This window comes from Micromonospora sp. NPDC023956, from assembly GCF_040639195.1.
GTDB lineage: Bacteria > Actinomycetota > Actinomycetes > Mycobacteriales > Micromonosporaceae > Micromonospora.
Map to the genome: position 1 here is coordinate 64,183 of NZ_JBEZZN010000005.1, position 16,768 is coordinate 80,950.

At 73.0% G+C, this 16,768-nt stretch carries 12 protein-coding genes; 5 read left to right on the forward strand and 7 right to left on the reverse strand.

Annotation, left to right across the window (positions count from 1 at the left end; genetic code table 11):
* Window positions 1–42 precede the first annotated feature (42 nt).
* The gene (gene yaaA, locus AB0F58_RS12470) at window positions 43–837 is read left to right on the forward strand and encodes a peroxide stress protein YaaA (RefSeq protein ID WP_357142041.1); all 795 of its coding nucleotides are present in this window, start codon (window positions 43–45) and stop codon (window positions 835–837) included.
* 173 nt (window positions 838–1,010) lie between these two features.
* Here yaaA and AB0F58_RS12475 read toward each other — a convergent pair whose 3' ends face one another.
* Window positions 1,011–3,464, reverse strand: a complete 2,454-nt coding sequence (locus AB0F58_RS12475; RefSeq protein WP_357142044.1) for a non-reducing end alpha-L-arabinofuranosidase family hydrolase — start codon at window positions 3,462–3,464, stop codon at window positions 1,011–1,013.
* Window positions 3,465–3,948: 484 nt separating this feature from the next.
* Here AB0F58_RS12475 and AB0F58_RS12480 point away from each other — a divergent pair, with 484 nt between their 5' ends.
* Entirely contained in the window at window positions 3,949–4,632 is a 684-nt protein-coding gene (locus AB0F58_RS12480) for a hypothetical protein (protein ID WP_357142047.1), read from the forward strand.
* A 162-nt stretch (window positions 4,633–4,794) separates the two neighbouring features.
* Window positions 4,795–5,748, forward strand: coding sequence for a TAXI family TRAP transporter solute-binding subunit (locus tag AB0F58_RS12485; RefSeq protein WP_357142431.1), 954 nt, complete (start codon window positions 4,795–4,797; stop codon window positions 5,746–5,748).
* A gap of 126 nt (window positions 5,749–5,874) precedes the next feature.
* Here the strand turns inward: AB0F58_RS12485 and AB0F58_RS12490 are convergent, their stop codons facing one another.
* Both AB0F58_RS12490 and AB0F58_RS12495 read right to left on the reverse strand, forming a co-directional pair.
* A complete protein-coding gene (locus AB0F58_RS12490; RefSeq protein ID WP_357142050.1) occupies window positions 5,875–7,302 on the reverse strand; it encodes a HAMP domain-containing sensor histidine kinase in 1,428 nt (475 codons plus the stop codon).
* A 7-nt stretch (window positions 7,303–7,309) separates the two neighbouring features.
* The gene (locus tag AB0F58_RS12495; protein ID WP_357142053.1) at window positions 7,310–7,966 is read right to left on the reverse strand and encodes a response regulator transcription factor; all 657 of its coding nucleotides are present in this window, start codon (window positions 7,964–7,966) and stop codon (window positions 7,310–7,312) included.
* Window positions 7,967–8,331: 365 nt separating this feature from the next.
* On the opposite strand from AB0F58_RS12495, the gene AB0F58_RS12500 reads away from it, so the two are divergent.
* On the forward strand, window positions 8,332–8,874 hold the full coding sequence (locus AB0F58_RS12500; protein ID WP_357142056.1) for an acyltransferase: 543 nt from the start codon (window positions 8,332–8,334) through the stop codon (window positions 8,872–8,874).
* Window positions 8,875–8,962: 88 nt separating this feature from the next.
* Here AB0F58_RS12500 and AB0F58_RS12505 read toward each other — a convergent pair whose 3' ends face one another.
* The 4 genes from AB0F58_RS12505 to AB0F58_RS12520 form a co-directional block, all read right to left on the reverse strand.
* Entirely contained in the window at window positions 8,963–10,246 is a 1,284-nt protein-coding gene (locus tag AB0F58_RS12505; RefSeq protein ID WP_357142059.1) for a nucleotide sugar dehydrogenase, read from the reverse strand.
* Between the two features lie 5 nt (window positions 10,247–10,251).
* On the reverse strand, window positions 10,252–11,808 hold the full coding sequence (locus AB0F58_RS12510; protein WP_357142061.1) for a glycosyltransferase family 2 protein: 1,557 nt from the start codon (window positions 11,806–11,808) through the stop codon (window positions 10,252–10,254).
* Window positions 11,805–13,394, reverse strand: a complete 1,590-nt coding sequence (locus AB0F58_RS12515) for a glycosyltransferase family 4 protein (RefSeq protein ID WP_357142063.1) — start codon at window positions 13,392–13,394, stop codon at window positions 11,805–11,807. The genes AB0F58_RS12510 and AB0F58_RS12515 overlap by 4 nt, the downstream gene beginning before the upstream one ends.
* A gap of 192 nt (window positions 13,395–13,586) precedes the next feature.
* Window positions 13,587–15,158: a glycosyltransferase family 4 protein gene (locus tag AB0F58_RS12520; protein WP_357142065.1), complete on the reverse strand. Its 1,572-nt coding sequence runs from the start codon at window positions 15,156–15,158 to the stop codon at window positions 13,587–13,589.
* A gap of 260 nt (window positions 15,159–15,418) precedes the next feature.
* Here AB0F58_RS12520 and AB0F58_RS12525 point away from each other — a divergent pair, with 260 nt between their 5' ends.
* Window positions 15,419–16,633 carry an acyltransferase family protein gene (locus tag AB0F58_RS12525; protein WP_357142067.1) on the forward strand — a complete coding sequence of 405 codons (1,215 nt, stop codon included), beginning with the start codon at window positions 15,419–15,421 and terminating at the stop codon, window positions 16,631–16,633.
* Window positions 16,634–16,768 lie beyond the last annotated feature (135 nt).

Below are 16,768 nucleotides of genomic sequence, written 5' to 3' on the forward strand. Positions count from 1 at the left end.
CGCCCGGCCAGCGTCCCACCGGTCCGTGAGGTGTCCCGCCCGATGCTCATCCTGCTGCCGCCCTCCGAGCGCAAGGCCGACGTCCGCGCCGGGCGGCGGCTCGACCTGACCCGGCTCAGCCTGCCCGAGCTGAACCCGGCCCGGGAGGCGGTGCTGGAGTCGCTGGTCGCCCTGGCCACCGCCGACGACGACGCGGGCACCCGGACGCTGCTGCTCAGCGAGGGGCAGCGCGGCGAGCTGGCCCGCAACGCCCGGCTGCGCACGGCCGCCACCGCACCGGCGGCGGCGGTCTACACCGGGGTGCTCTACGAGGCGCTGGACCTGGCCACCCTCCCGCCGACCGCGCTGCGGGCGGCCCGCCGGCAGGTGCTCGTCGCCTCCGGCCTGTGGGGCGCGGTACGCCTCACCGACCGGATCCCGCCGTACCGGTGCCCGATCGGGGTGACCCTGCCCGGCCCGGGGACGCTGTCCGCGTACTGGAAGCGGGTGCTGGCACCGGCGATGGAGTCGGCAGCGGCCGGCGGCCCGGTGCTCGACCTGCGCTCCGCCGCCTACGCGACGGCCTGGACGCCCCGGGGTGACCTGGCGGCCCGGACGGTCACCGTGCGGGTGCTGCACGAGCGGGAGGTCGACGGGGTGGTGACCCGATCGGTGGTGAGCCACTTCAACAAGGCCACCAAGGGTCGGCTGGTGCGTGACCTGCTCACCGCCGGAGCCCGCCCGCGCGACGCGGACGACCTGGTCACCGCTCTGCGGGACCTGAAGTACACCGTGCTGGAGGAGCCCACCGCGCCCGGCCGGCCGCGCCGCGTCGACGTGGTGGTCACCGCCCTCTAGCGCCGGCTGTTCGGTCGGCGGGCGGCGCCGCCCTCGCCGGCCCCTGCTCCGGCCGCACGCCGCCGAGGGCTCGGCGCCGGGTGACGGCGCCAAGCCCTCGGGGTTGGTTCTGCCAGGTCAGCGGGGCGATCCCGGCCCGCCGCCGGACGCGGGCGGAGGTCGCCCCGGCACTCCTAGCGCTGGAGGGTCAGCAGACCCGGCCGGTAGGGCAGCAGGCCGTAGTCGCCGCCGGAGTTGGGGGACCGGCCCTGGTAGAGCAGTTGCAGGTTGCAGGGGTCGACGGTCATGGTCTGGTCGGCGTTGCTCCGGATCAACTCGCCGTGGCTGATGTCGTTGGTCCAGGTGGCCCCGCTGTTCGCCTTACCGGCGAAGGGGTTGCTCTCGGTCGCGGCCTGCGGGGTCCAGGTGCCGCCCAGGCTGGTGGCGGTGAAGGAGCGGAAGTACCGGCCCTGCGCGCCGATCGCCTCGACGATCATGAGATACCGGGTCTGGCCCTGGAGCTTGTAGACCTGGACCGCCTCGAACAGGTTGTTCGTGGTGTCGCTCATGATGGTGGTGTAGTTCGAGCCGAAGTTGCCCGGGAAGTTCCCGATCGGCATGCTGGCCCGGTAGATCTTCCCGTTGTCACCGGCGAAGAAGAGGTACATGTTCGTGCCGTCCCCGATCAGCGCCTGGTCGATCGGACCGGTGCCGGAGCCGGAGATGCTCCCGGTGAACAGGGTCTGGTGGGCCGACCAGCTGTTGACGTTGGTGGGGTCGGTCGAGGTCCGGTAGGAGAAGGACGGGCCGCCCCACTGGTAGGCGAGCACCCAGATGTTCTTCGGGGCGAAGTAGAACAGCGACGGCGCCACGGCGGAGAACGGCATGGTGTTCTGGCTGGCCGAGCCCATCTCCGACCAGTTGCCGAAGGTCCCGAAGTTCATCGAACCCCAGCTGGTGCCGAAGTCGTGGGTGGTCGCGTAGACGAGTTGCCGGCCGTTGTACGGGGCGTGGGTGAAGTCCTTGAGCGACACCCAACCCGACTTCGGCTGCGCCAGCGCCCCGGTCGACGACCACCGGTACGTCGACGGCAGGTCACAGGTGTTGGACGGCGGCGGCGTCGTGGTGGGCGGCGAGCCGACCCGGACCAGCTGCCACTGCTGGTTCGTGCCGTTCCAGTCGGTGTACTGCACGACGGCACCCCCGTCGGCGGTGGACGCGCCCTGGATCTCCACGGCCTTGCCGCTGTTGCGGTTGATCAGCTTGACGTAGCCGCCCGAGTCGACCACCCGAAACTGCTGGTTCGTTCCGTTGTGGTCGGTCCACTGCACGATCGGGGCGCTGTCGGCGGTGGAGGAGTTGTGGACGTCCAGCACCTTGTTGGAGTGCCGGGCCCGCAGCCGGTAGTAGCCACCGCCCGAGTCGACGAACTGCCACTGCTGGTTCGCCGCGCCCGACGGGCCGTACTGCTGGACGCAGGCACCATCGGCCGTCGAGACCCCGCACACGTCCAGCCGCTTGCCGCTGTTGCGGTTGACCACCTCGTACCACGCGGTCGTGTCGATCGGCCCCGAGGTGGGCGGCGGCGTGCTGCCCGTCGGGGTGGGGGTGGGGGTGACGCTGTTCAGCGCGCTGAGGGTCGCGTCGTACGCCTGCTTCTTGTTGCCGTTGCCGTCGAAGAGCAGCGGCGTGCCGCTGGCCCGCCAGGAGTCGGTGTCCCGGATCCCCCAGACGGTGATGCCGTTGCACCGGGCGACGGCGAGGCAGTCGTTGACCACACTGCGGTAGGTGTTGGCCTGGGTGGTCCCGGAACCCTCGATGTCCAGCTCGGTGATCTGGACGTCGACGCCGAGGGCGGCGAAGCTCGACAGCGTGGTGCGGTAGTTGCTCGGGTACGGCGAGCCGCTGTTGAAGTGCGACTGGAAACCGACGCAGTCGATCGGTACACCACGGGCCTTGAAGTCGCGGACCATGGTGTACACGGCCTGGGTCTTGGCGTGCGACCAGTTGTCGGTGTTGTAGTCGTTGTAGCAGAGCTTGGCGTTCGGGTCGGCCGCGTCGGCGGCGCGGAACGCGGCTTCGATCCAGTCGTTGCCGGTGCGCTGGAGGTTGGAGTCACGCCGGGCGCCGCTGGAGCCGTCGGCGAACGCCTCGTTCACCACGTCCCAGGAGTCGATCTTGCCACGGTAGTAGGTGGCGACCCGGGTGACGTGGTTCAGCATCGCCGAGCGCAGGGTGCTGCCGGACATGTTCTGCATCCAGGCGGGCTGCTGGGAGTGCCAGGCCAGGGTGTGGCCGCGCACCTTCATCCCCCGGCTGATGGCGTGGTTGACGATCCGGTCCGCGTTGGTGAAGGTGAACTGGTTCTGCTGCGGCTCGGTCGCGTCGATCTTCATTTCGTTCTCGGCCGTGACCGAGGTGAACTCGCGGTTCAGGATGGTGCTGTACGTGCCGTCGCTGAGCTTGTTCGCGGCGACGGCGGTGCCGAAGTAGCGGCCGGACTGGGCCGCCGCCGCACCGAGGGTGCTCTCGGCGGCGTGGGCGAGATTGGGCAGCAACGACACGAGGAGAGCTGCCGAGATCGCGACAGCTCCGGAGACTGAGAATGCGGTGAGTCGGCGTCTGGCGGGACGGTGCCGGGAGATCATGCCGATCCTCCAACGGGTAAAGGGGGGCGACCTGCTGTCGCGGTTCGGGTGGGGTGCAGCCGGACAGGTGGTGGGGGTGTTAGCGCTAACAAACATCGATCGATTTAGGTTTACAAAGAGTCGCGGGCTAAGCAAGCGTTGATATCGACCGATAGTTTCGGTGCCTCGTACCCAGGTCGCGGACGCTCGACCCCCGTCGCGTTCCGTGCCGGCCCGGTGGCCGCCAGTCGATGTCGATCTCCTCGGTCGACGTCGGGGTCACCGACCGGAGTCGAGGTTCCGGGTCACCGACCGGAGTCGACGTTCCGGGTCACTACCCTCACGCTGACCGGCGCGGCCCTGACCCGGCTGGTCGGCAACCGCGACCACGGCACCCACCCCGTCGGAACGCAAATTTTGCTCAAGGCTTGCCCCGATCGGTACCGCTCGGGCCCTCGGCCGTCCACCGTAGGGACACCCCCGACGTGTGGAGGAACGGTCCCCGATGGCAACCACCCTGCTCGACCGGTCCCGACCGCCGGCGCATCCGCCGCCGCCGCTGGACTGGCAGACCACGGCTGACGCGTTCGAGGTCGCCTGCCTGCTGCGCTGCATGCCGCTGCCGGCCGGCCCCCGGGGTCGGGCAGCCGGCGAGCCCTACCGGAGCACCGTCGAGTTCAACCGGGAGGACGCGGCGCTCCGGATGCGTCAGCTCCTCACCCGGCTCGGGGTCCCGGTCGAGCACGAGGTCACCACCGGCGGGCTGCGCCGCCGCTACGAGCTGCACCGGCTGCGGGTGCCCGCGTCGGCTCGGGCCGCGTACACGACGCTGCTGGACACCGGGTGGCGGCAGGGCCGGCGGGAACTGCTCGGCGGCCCGGTTCCCGGCGCCTCCGCGGCCCGTCGGGTGTGGCGGTCCCGACTGGCCGCCGCCGCCTGGCGGTCCGCCCTGCTGGCCGGCGGCCGGCACGTCCGCCGGCACATCCTCGGGGTCCGCCTCACCGACCGGGAACTGGCCGCCGTCCTGGTCCGGGGCGCCGCCCTGCTGGAGGTTCCCGCGACGCTCCGCCCGGGTGCCGGCTGCTTCGTGGTGAGCGTCGCCGACGGGACGGACCGCCACCGGATCCTGGAGAGCGCCAGCCTGAACCCCGCCCAGACGGTCCCGGCCGGGGAGATGTCCGAGCGGTAGCGCCCCGCTGCCGGGCCCGCCCGCCCACCGAGCCGGGTGCCGGCCCCGGCATACGGATCCGGGTGCCGGCCCCGGCCGGGAGGGGCTCCGGCGGAGGTGCCGTGCGCGGCGGTGGGTTGCCAACCGGGGGTACCCGGGCGCAGAGTGCAGCCTGTGAACGGCGTGCCCTCCTCCTCCGGTCGGCGGCCGGCCGTCGCCCTCGCGCTGCTGGCCGTGCTGGCCGGGGTGGCCGTGCCGGCGTTGACCGCCTGCCGCGACGAGCCGGTCGAGCCGGTCCGCATCCGGATCGCCACCGGCAGCCCCACCGCCGTCTACCACGCCTTCGGCGAGTCGTTGGCGACCATCCTGAACCGGGAGCTGCCCGGCGTCCAGGCCAGCGTGGTGGTCACCGCCGCGTCGGCGGAGAACGTCCACCTGGTCGCGACGGGCTCGGCGGAACTCGGCTTCACCCAGGCCGACGTCCTCTCCGGAACGGCGGACGACCACCCCGGCGTGGTGGCGGTGGCCCGGGTCTACGACGACCTGCTGCACCTGGTCACCACCGCCGGAGCGCCGATTCGGACGGCGGCCGACCTGCGCGGCCGGCGGGTGTCGGTGGGGGCTCCGGGCTCGGGCACCGGGATCACCGCCGGCCGGCTGCTCGACGTGGCGGGGTTGGACGACGGCGAGGTGCGACGGGAACGGCTCGGCCTGGACGACTCGGTCTCCGCCCTGCGGGAGGGGCGGATCGACGCCTTCTTCTTCTCCGGCGGCCTGCCGGTACGGGCGATCGAACAGCTCGCCGGCAGCACCGGGATCCGCCTGGTCGACCTGGGCGAGTGGACCGAACCGTTGCGCCGCAGCCACCGGGAGGTCTACGTCTCCCGGGACATCCCCAGCTCGGCCTACCACGCGGAGCCGGTGACCACCGTGGCGAACCCGAACTACCTGGTGGTCGGGGCGAACGTGCCGGAGTCGCTGGTACGGGAGGTGACCCGACTGCTGATGGAGCGCCGGGAGGAGCTGGCCGCCGCGCATCCGGCCGCCGGCCGGATGAGTGCCCGCTCGGCCATCGCCACCGTCCCGCTGCCCCTGCACCCGGGCGCGGCGGCCTGGTACCGGGCGAACAAGCCCTGACCGGCCTGCCGGCCCGCCCGGAGGTCGGGGCGGAGCCGGATGGGCGACGGCGGGTCGGGCGCGACCGGGGTGTCGGGACGGAGCCGGATGGCGGCGGGTCGGGCGACCGGGGTGTCGGAGCGGGGGTCAGGGTGTGGCCGGCTCCCGGGCCGGTCGGCTCTGGACGTCGGGCGGGCCGTCGCCGGGTGGCTCGGCGGGGAACCACAGTTCCGCGACCAGGCCACCGGGCTCGCCACGGCGCATGGTGAGGTGCCCACCGGAGGCGTCCACCAGCACGGCCACGATGGTCAGTCCGAGCCCGGCCCCCTCGACGTTCTGCGCGTCCGGGGCCCGCCAGAACCGTTCGGTCGCCTGTTCGAGCTGACTGTCGGTCATCCCCGGACCGGTGTCGCGGACCACCACGGTCACCCCGTCCTCGGCCGGCTCGACGCCGACGGTCACCGCGCCACCGGGACCACTGAACTTCACCGCGTTGTCGATCAGGGCGTCCAGCGCCTGGTCGATAGCGGTCGGTACGGTACGGGCGTACCGGGGGCCGGGGACGGCGGCCAGCCGCAGCGTGACCGCCCGGCGGCGGGCCAGCGGCTCCCACGCGGTCACCCGGGACGCGGCCACCGCCACCGCGTCGACGGTGACCAGGCGGTTCTCCTCCCGCTCGGCCCGCGCCAGGGTGAGCAGCGCGTCGAGCACCTGGGCCAGCCGGTCGGTCTCCTCCAGGGCCAGCTGGTGCTCGGCCCGCCCCTCCGGGTCGGTCAGGCTCGGACCCAGCTCCTCCACCCGCAGCCGCAACGCGGTGAGCGGATTGCGGAGCTGGTGACTGGCGTGCGCGACGAAGGCCCGCTGGCGGTCCATCACGTCCGAGACCACGTCGGCCATGTGGTTGAAGCCGGCGGCGAGCCGGCGCAGTTCGGGCGGACCGAGCCGGTGCTGCACCCGCGCGCCACGGTCCCCCTCGGCGATCTCGTGGGTCACCGCGTCCAGTTCGATGACCGGGCGGAGCACCCAACCGGCCAGCCCGAACGCGGTCAGCACACAGGCCAGCACGGCGAGCAGTCCGATCACCGCCAGTACCAGCCACCAGGTCGTGACGGCACGACGCACCGCGTCAACCGGGCTGGTGGTGACCACCGCGCCCAGCACCTCGCCGCCGTCGTTGATCGGCACCGCCACCACCATGGGCCCGTCCACCCAGGGCCAGATCGACTCGGTGCCGGTGAACTGCTGCCCGGAGAGCGCGACCCGCAGCGCCAGCTCGGTGGCCGGCGCCGACCGGTAGCCGTCGGAGACCGCGACCGTCCGCAGTTCCCGGTCCACCACGGCCGCCCCGATGTCGTACAGGTTCTCGTAGCTGGCGAGTTCGCCGTCGAGCTGCCCGGTGCCGCCGCCCCGCAGTGCCGGGCCGGCGAGCGAGGCGAAGCGGGTGGCGTCGGCGAGCCGGTCCGCGCGGACCCGGTCGGTCTCCCGGTTGGCCAGGGTCACCGCGAGCGGGGTCTCCAGCGCCACCAGCACCAGCGCCATCAGCAGCAGGTAACTGATGACCAGCCGACGACGCATCGGGGCCTCACTCGCCCCGGAGCCGGTAGCCGACCCCGCGGACGGTCTCCACCAGGCGCGAGTCGCCCAGCTTGCTCCGCAACGACCCGACGTGCACCTCGACGGTGTGCCGGTCGGCCCAGGTGGTGCCCCAGACGTCGAGCAGGATCCGCTCCCGGGGCACCACCGTGCCGGGCTGCCGGGCCAGCGAGACGAGGATGTCGAACTCCTTACGGGTCAGGGTGACCGGGCGGTCGTCGACGGTGACCGTCCGGGCGGCCACGTCGATCCGGAGCCCACCGGCGCTGATCCGGTCCGGTTCCGGCGCGGCCCGCGCGGCCCGGCGCAGTACCGCCTCGATACGCGCCTGCAACTCGACCATGGAGAACGGCTTGACCACGTAGTCGTCCGCGCCGAGCCGCAGGCCGAGCACCCGGTCCCGCTCCTCGCCCCGGGCGGTGACCGCGATGATGCCCATCTGCGCGCTGCGCCGCCGCAGTTCCCGGCACAGTTCGGTGCCGTCCCCGTCCGGCAGGGTCAGGTCGAGCAGCACCAGGTCGCACGGCGCGGCGGCCAGCGCCGCCGCCACGGTCGCGGCGTGTTCGACCTGGTAACCCCGCCGGGTCAACGCCGACGACAGGGCCGCCGCCACCCGGCAGTCGTCCTCCACCAGCAGGACCCGCACCCGCGCCCCCTCCACTGTTGAGCCCCCGGTCAGCGAATGGTGCCAGACCGGCTGGCCCGGCGACACCCCGGCCGGGACGGCAGCGGGCCCGGCGGCCCCCCGTCGCACGGTGCCGGCGGGTGGACGGGCGGGGACGGGCCGCCGGCCGCGTGCCGCGGGACCCCCTCCGGGGTGGCCGTCCGGGTGAGCGTCCGGGGCGGGCGGGACCGCCGGTTATGCTTCCGGCTGCCGTGGTGCTCCCCGGCCTCCCGCCGGGACCGCGGTGACCGAGCACGCGCGACGACGCCGGGCGGGGGTGCCCGCCGGCCGCCGGCCGTGCGTCACACCGGCGCACCCGCGCCCTGCGAACACTGTGAGTGGAGCTCATGAGCCAAGGAACCGACCAGGTCTTCGTACACCCGACCGCCGATGTCGAGGAGGGCGCCCGGATCGGGGACGGCACGAAGGTCTGGCACCTGGCGCACGTCCGGTCCACCGCCCGCATCGGCGGCGGCTGCGTGATCGGCCGGAACGTCTACGTCGACAGCAACGTGGTGATCGGGGACCTCTGCAAGGTCCAGAACAACGTCTCGGTGTACCAGGGCGTGACCCTGGAGGACGAGGTCTTCGTCGGCCCGTGCGCCGTCTTCACCAACGACTTCCGGCCCCGCGCGCAGAACCCGGTCTGGGAGATCACCCCGACCCTGGTACGCCGGGGCGCGTCCATCGGCGCCAACGCCACCCTGGTCTGCGGGATCGAGGTCGGCGAGTACGCGATGATCGCCGCCGGTTCGGTGGTGACCCGGGACGTCGCCCCGTACCAGCTGGTCGCCGGCAACCCGGCCCGGCCGAAGGGTTGGGTGAACGAGAAGGGCGAGGTCGTCTCCCGCGACCCGGCAAACCCGCCGGCCGGACTGGGCCAGGGCTGACCCGGACCCCGCAGGGTACGGGCCCCGGACCGGATCGGTCGGGGCCCGTACCACGTCAGTCGGTCCGCGGGTGGCGGACCGGTGCGGTTCAGCCGCCGATGACGACCCGACGGACGTCGGGCCAACGGGCGGCGTCGGTCACCCGCCGGCCGTCGACCAGCACCCGCACGTCGGGCAGGTCGGTGGCGGCGAGGGTGCGGTACTCGGCGTGGTCGGCCTGGACGACGGCGGCGGTGACCCGCTCCCCCGCGTAGGCCGGCAGGCCGAGCGCGGTCAGTTCGTCCGCGGTGTACATCGGGTCCGAGACGTACGCCTTCGCACCCCGGGCGCGCAGCGCCTCGACGGTCGGGAAGACCCCGGAGAAGGCGGTCTCCTTGACCCCGCCCCGGTAGGCGGCCCCGAGCACCAGCACCTCGACGTCGGTGAGGTCGCCGTACGCGGCGGCGAGCAAATCGACCGCGTACTGCGGCATGGCGGCGTTGGCCTCCCGCGCGGAGCGGACGACGGTGGCGGACGGGTCGTTCCACAGGTACATCCGGGGGTAGACCGGGATGCAGTGCCCGCCGACCGCGATGCCCGGGGAGTGGATGTGGCTGTACGGCTGGGTGTTGCAGGCCTCGATGACCTTGGTGACGTCCACCCCGACGGTGTCGGCGAAGCGGGCGAACTGGTTCGCCAGGCCGATGTTGACGTCCCGGTAGGTGGTCTCGGCGAGCTTGGCCAGCTCGGACGCCTCGGCCGAGCCGAGGTCCCAGACGCCGTTCGGCTTGCCCAGGTCGGGGCGCTCGTCGAAGTCGAGCACCGCCTCGTAGAAGCGGACGCCGTGCGTGGCGGACGCCTCGTCGATGCCGCCGACCAGCTTCGGGTAGCGGCGCAGGTCGGCGAAGACCCGACCGGTGAGCACCCGCTCGGGGCTGAACACCAGGTGGAAGTCCCGGCCGGCGGTGAGCCCGGAGCCCTGTTCGAGCATCGGAGCCCAGCGGTCGCGGGTCGTGCCGACCGGCAGGGTGGTCTCGTAGCTGACCAGCGTGCCCGGCTTGAGGCCGGCGGCGATGGCCCGGGTCGCGTCGTCCATCCAGCCGAAGTCCGGCACGCCCTCGGCGTCGACGAACAGCGGCACCACCACCACGACGGCCTCGCTCTCGGCGACGGCGGCGGCGGTGTCGGTGGTGGCCGAGAGGAGCCCGGCGGCCACCACCTCCTTGAGCTTGACGTCCAGGTCGGCTTCCCCGGGGAACGGCACCGCGCCGTCGTTGACCAGGTTGACCACCCGCTCGGAGACGTCGGCACCGATGACCCGGTGACCCTTCGTCGCGAACTGCACGGCCAGCGGCAGCCCGATCTTCCCGAGGGCGACGACGCAGATGTTCATGACTACTACTTTCCTCCTAGTGGCAGCCTGCGCCGCAGGCGGGCCATCACCCGGCGTGGCGTCACAGGTGCTACCGCGACGATCAGTTGACCCTTGTGGTTGGTGGTGGCGGTGACGACGTGCAGGCGCGCGCCACGGCGCACCACCACCCGCTGGGGCACCGCCCGACGGGGACCGCGCAACGGCGCCGTCCCGGTCGTACCGAACGCGTCGATCCGCGCCTGGATGAGTCGAAGCTTACCGCCGGGGGCCAGATCGGTCAGAAGAGCGGGCAGGAGGATCCGGGCCCGGATGGTGGTACCGGTGATGTCGGGCACCGCGTGGGTGCTCTCCGCCACCACGTCCCCCGCCACGATCTTCAGGGCGGACGCCAGGTGCGGCAGGTCGGGGCGGGGGCTGCGGGCGGTCACCACGAGGGCCCGGGTGCCGTCGAAGGTGACCTGGACCGTGTCCAGCCGGGCGATCCAGTCCGCGACGCTGCCGGTGATCTCGAACCAGTGGTCCGGGATGTCGAGCCGGGGGTCGCGGAACCCGGGGTAGTCGGCGTACCAGCGGTTGTCCTCCACCACCGCGGGCGGGCTGCCCTGGTCGGCGTCCTGCCGGATCACCGCGAGCAGGTCGTCCAGCTCGCCGTGCCAGGCCAGGGCGAGCCGGACCCTCGTCTCGATGCCGAGCTGGTCGCGGATGGTGTCGGTGAGATACCGCTCGGCCAGCGAACGCACCCCGGCCTGGAGGCTGGCCTGGGTGGGCCGGTCCAGCGCCAGGAAGTCGTTCTCCAGCAGCCGGGCCACCTCCCAGGCGAAGTGCCGCAGCAGCACCGCATCCCGCCGGGGGCCGGCCTCGATCAGCCCGCCCACGAAGTTCATGATCGACTCGGCGCAGTGCAGCCGTTCCAGGTGCCGGCTCTTGTAGGTGATGTTGTGGGCGTTGAACCGCCGCACCGCGAAGTAGTAGTCGTAGTCGGAGAGCACGGAGATCCGTCGGGCCCGGTAGCAGGCCTCGATGGTGAACGGCTGGTCGCTGCCGACCGGCATGTCCTCCGGGTAGCGCAGCTTGTGCCGCTCGACGAGATCCCGCCGGAACAGCTTGGTGTTCGACAGCGAGAACGGCAGCGGCGAGGTGAAGAGGTCGACGTCCGACTGGGTCGACTCGAAGATCGCCTGGTGGATGTACCGGCTGTTCACCCCGACCATCCGCCCGAGCACCACGTCGGCGTCGTGCCGGTCGGCGGCGGCGACGAGCCGTTCCAGCGCCTCCGGGCCGAGGTAGTCGTCCGACCCGATGAAGAAGACGTACCGGCCGGTGGCGACCTCCAACGCGCGGTTGCTCGGGTTCGCCGGGCCACCGGAGTTCTGCTGGTGGATCACCTTCACCGTGCCCGGATACGTCCTGGCGAACCGGTCCAGTTCCCGGCCGCTGCCGTCGGTGGAGCCGTCGTCCACCGCGACGACCTCCAGCCGGTCGAGGCCGATCGACTGCTCCACCACCGAGGTCAGGCAGCGGGTCAGGTAGGGCATGGTGTTGTAGACGGCGGTGATGACGGTCACGTCGGGGACGGTCACGTGCCGGCCCCCACCGCCGGTCGCGCGGACCCCGGGCCGACCGCGTCACTCCCGGCGGCCGGCTGCGGCGAACCGGACGGTGTCGGTCCCGGCCGGTCGGGCAGGAGGCGACGGTAGACGCCGTCCAGCACCTCGGCCTGCGCCTCCCACGTCCAGCTCTCCAGCAGGCCCGGCCGGTCGTAGGCGGCCCGGTAGCGCTCCGGGTCGGCAAGCACCGCGCGGACGGCCCGGACGTAGTCGGCCACGTCCTCGGCGTGGAACACCTCGCCCTGGCCGGTGGAACGCACCGTACCGGCCATCGTCTTCACGTCGCTGACCACCAGCGGCAGCCGGGCGTGCGAGTACTCGAAGAACTTGGTGATCAGCGCGATCTCGTGGTTGGGCCAGTGGTGGATCGGGATCACCCCGGCGTCGGCACCGGAGAGGAAGGGCACCACCTGCCAGTGCGCCACGTACGGCAGGGCGTGCACCCGGTCGGCGACGCCGAGCCGCGCCGCGCGGGCGAGCACACCGGTCACGTACGGGCCGGCGGGCTTGTTGACCACCAGCGCGACGTGCACACCGGGCAACTGCGGCAGCGCGTCGACCATGACGTCCAGGCCGCGCTGTTTCGCCGCCGCCCCGCTGTAGACCAGCAACGGCACGTCGGGGCCGACGCCGCAGAGGGCGCGCAGGTCGGGCGCGGGCGCGTCGGGAGTCAGCTCGCCGTGCTCGGCCGCCGGCGCGTTGAGCACCACGTCCGGCACGGTGGTCAGCCCGTGCTCCCGTCGCAGCAGCTCGGCCAGGCCGTCGGAGACGGTCATCACCGCGTCGGCGTACGGGGCGTACTCCCGCTCGTGGGCGCGGTGCGCGGGCAGCCAACGGGCGTTGTCCTGCCAGGGCTTCAGGCCCGGCAGGAACTCGTGCGCGTCCCACACCACCTTGATCTCGCGCCCCCGCACGGCGGCGCGGATCTTGGCGCGGGCGGCGACGCCGAGCATCCGGAAGTCGTTGGCGTGGATCAGGTCGGGGGCCAGTTCGTCGACGACCGGACCGTAGGCCAGCTCGTAGTCCCACAGTCCCGGTTCCAGCCGTCGCCAGGCGCCGTCGCCCTTGATCTTCTGCCAGAGGAGCGTGTACGCGCGGTCCCAGGGGTTGTGGAACCGGCGGCGGGTGCGGGCCCGGGTGAGCATCCAGTACCGCCCGGACACCCAGGTCCGGGTCAGCTTCGCGGCGGCCTGCTCGACCTGGAGCAGCCGCCGGCGCAGGGCCAGTCGAGGAGTCGTCGCATCGGCGAGGGTGAGCTTCGCGGCCCGGACGGCGAGGTCTGCCTGCCACGCCTTCACGCTCTGCTGGCGGTGCCCGGCGATCCCGCTCGGCGGGTAGGCCAACGGCCAACGCAGCCAGGCGCGGCGGAACTCGTGCCGGCGGCGCGCCAAGGGGTCGGGCATGGCCAGCAGCCGCACCTCGGCGCGGCCGAGCCGCCAGGACTGCGGCGCCCCACCCGGGGACCGGCCCAGCAGAACGACGTCCCAACCGGCGTCGGCGGCCGAACGTGCTGTCTTCTGCACCCGGGAGTCGCCGTTGACACCGTTGTCGACCAGCATGACAACCCGTCCACGGGAAACCGGGACCGCAGACGCACCGTCGCGCTCCATCATCCGCCTCTCCGATGTTGCCGGGGCCTGCTCCCAGAATGACCCGGCGAGTTTACGGTAACGCCCGACTGGTCCGGCTTCGGCCGGGGCGCGGGGAGCCCCGGCCGGGGCAGCCCGTCCGGCCTCGGCCGACCACCGGGCTCAGCCGACCGGGGTTCGCTCCACCAGTCGGGTGTAGACGCCGTCGAGCGCCTCCGCCTGCCGTTCCCAGGTCCAGCTCTCCAGCAGGCCCGGCCGGTCGTACGCGGCCCGGTAGCGCTCCGGGTCGGCGAGCACCGCCCGCGCGGCCCGGGCGAAGTCCGCGGCGTCCTGCGCCCGGAACACCTCGCCCTGACCGGTCGAGCGGACCGTCTCCGCCATCGTCCTGACGTCGCTGACGACGATCGGCAGCCGAGCGTGCGAGTACTCGAAGAACTTGTTGCTCAACGCGATCTCGTGGTTGGGCAGGTGGACCAGCGGGCTCACCGCCGCGTCGGCGGCCGAGAGGAAGGCCGCGACCTGGTGGTGCGGCACGTACGGCAGCACGTGCACCCGGTCGGCCACACCCAACTCGCGCGCCCGGCCCCGCAGCGCGTCGATCGAGGGGGTCGACGACCGGCCCGGCGGCAGCGACACCAGGGCCAGGTGCACCCCGGCCAGCGCGGGCAGCGCCTCCACCACCACGTCCACGCCGCGCACCGGGGCGACCGCGCCGGAGTACGCCAGCAGCGGCACCTCCGGCCCGACCCCGCACAGCGCCCGCAGGTCGGGGACCGGACCGCTGTCGGCGGTGCCGGTCGGATCGGCGTTCGGCGCGTTGAGCACCACAGTGGGCCGCTCGCGCAGCCCGTGTTCGCGTCGCAGCAGGTCGGCGAGGGCCTCCGAGACGGTCACCACCGCATCCGCCACCGGGGCGTGCTCCCGCTCGTGGGCGCACTGCGCGCGAAGCCAGCGACCCCGGCTCAACGCCGGGTTCAGCCCCGGCAGGAACTCGTGTGCGTCCCAGACCAGCTTCACCGGGTGCCCGGCGGCCCGCAGCCGGAGGGTGGCGCGCGCCCCGACCCCGAGCATCTTGTAGTCGTTGGCATGGATGAGGTCGGGCCGCAACTGGTCGACCACCGGACCGAAGGCCAGTTCCCAGTCCCACAGCGAGGGCTCCAGCCGCCGCCACGCGGCGTCGCCCCGGGCCACCTCCCAGAACCAGGTGTAGAACTGGTCGACCGGCCCGGCCAGCTTCCGGCGGGCCTTCTGCCCCCGGGTGAGCTGCCAGTAGCGGAAGGACACCCACTTGCCGGTGACCGAGGCGGCCAGGCGTTCGGCGGTCAACGCCCGGCGCCGCCAGGCGGGCACCGGACGGCCGGCCCGAGCTGCCAGGACCAGCTCCGCGTCACGCAGCCGCAGGTCGGTCTCCCAGGCCCGGACAGCCTGCTTGCGGTGGGCGGCGACGCCGTTGGGCGGGTAGGCCAGCGGTCCACCGCGCAACACCCGGCGGAACTCGTGCCGGCGACGCGACAGCGGGTCGGCGACCGCCAGCAGGCGCACCTCGGCGCCGCCGAGCCGCCAGGTCTGCGGCTGACCGCCGGGCGCGCGGCCGAGCAGGATCACCTCCCACCCGGCGTCGGCGGCCGACCGGGCGGCCTTCTGCACCCGGGAGTCTCCATGGACCCCGTTGTCGACCAGCATGACCACCCGGCCCCGGGAGGCCGGCGCTCCTGCGTCGCCGTCGAACCCCATGCCGATTCCTCTGCCTTTCGCCGAATCCCGCGGCCACCGCGGCCGGGAGGGCGCTGCCGAGAGTACGACAGTCCGCCGGCGACCGAGGCACCGCAGACAGGCGCACGGCCCAGCGGTCGCCATCACTACGACCGGCTCGCCGGCCCGTCGCCCGAGCACGGTATCCCACCGCACCGCCCGACAACCCGCCCCCCGGCACCCATATCGCCGCCGAGGAGCGGCGTGTGGCCGCGCGGGGTTTCCCGGCTAGCATCTCGTCGGTGAGTTCCCCCAGCCAGCCCCGCGTCGGTCCGTCCGGCACCGTCGGTCCGTCCCGCACCGTCGATCCCTCTGGCACCGTCGGTCCGTCCGGCACGGTCGGTCCGTCCGGTGCCCCCGCCACTCCCGACCCGACGGCTGTCCCCCCGGCGGCGCCGGGTGCCCGTCCGGCCCGCCACTACGGCCTCGACGTGCTGCGCGTCGTGGCGATCTGCGGCGTCGTGGCGATTCACGTCGTGGGCACCTACGTGGCGAACGACGACCGACGGGGCAGCCGCAACTGGTGGATCGCCACCGCCATCGACATCGGGGCGATCTGGACCGTGCCGGTCTTCGTGATGATCAGCGGCGCGCTGGTGCTGGCACCCCGCGTCCACCGGGACGGTCCGGCCGCCTTCTACCGGAAGCGGTTCGTCCGCATCATCCCGGCATTGATCGCCTGGCACCTGATCTACCTGCTCGTGGTCCGGATGCTGCTGCGCGGCGAGGAGCCCAGCGCGAAGGCGCTCACCCAGCTGCTCATCGACGGGCGGATCTACACCGCGCTGTACTTCCTCTGGTTGATCGCCGGGTTGTACGTGGTCGCCCCGGTGCTGGCCGCCTTCCTCGCCGCCGGTGACGAGCGCCGGGCACGGACCACGGCGGCGGTGGCGATGGGCTGGATCCTGGCCGCCTTCATGATCGCCGGAGTGGCGAACCTGAACGGCACCCCACGGCCGATCCACCTGGGAGCGTGGACGATGTGGTGGCCGTACGTCGGGTACTTCCTGGCCGGCTGGGCGCTGGTCCGGGTCCGGCTGGGCGGCTGGCGGACGGTGCTGGCGGCGCTGCTGGCCACGGCACTGCTGGCCGAGGCCGTGTGGCGGTGGGGCGCCCGGCCGGACCTGCCGGTGGCGCAGGCGTTGTTCCCGGTGAGCTATCTGGGCGCCTCGGTGGCGGTCGCCGCCGTCTGCGTCTTCCTGGTGGCCCTCACCCTGGGCGACCGCCTGCGGCCGTCGCCCCGGATCGGCGGTTGGCTGGTCCGGCTCTCCGACGCCTCGTTCGGGGTCTTCCTGGTGCACCTGCTGCTGCTCGCGCTGATCCAGTGGGCGGCGCCGGGTCTGGCCATCGGTGAGTCGCTCTCGGTGACCCTGGTGACCTGTGTGGCGGTGACCGTGGGGTCCTTCGCGGTGTCGCTGGCGGCGGCACGGGTGCCGTACCTGCGGGCGATCTTCTGAGGAGCCCCTTCCCGCCGGTCCACCGCACGGGCCGGCGGGGAGGGGGCACCGGCGCCCACCGACAGGAGAAGCGACGGAAAGCGCTAAACGGGCAATCCGCCTGATGCGTGCTAGCGTGACGTCTGCTCGTCCGAG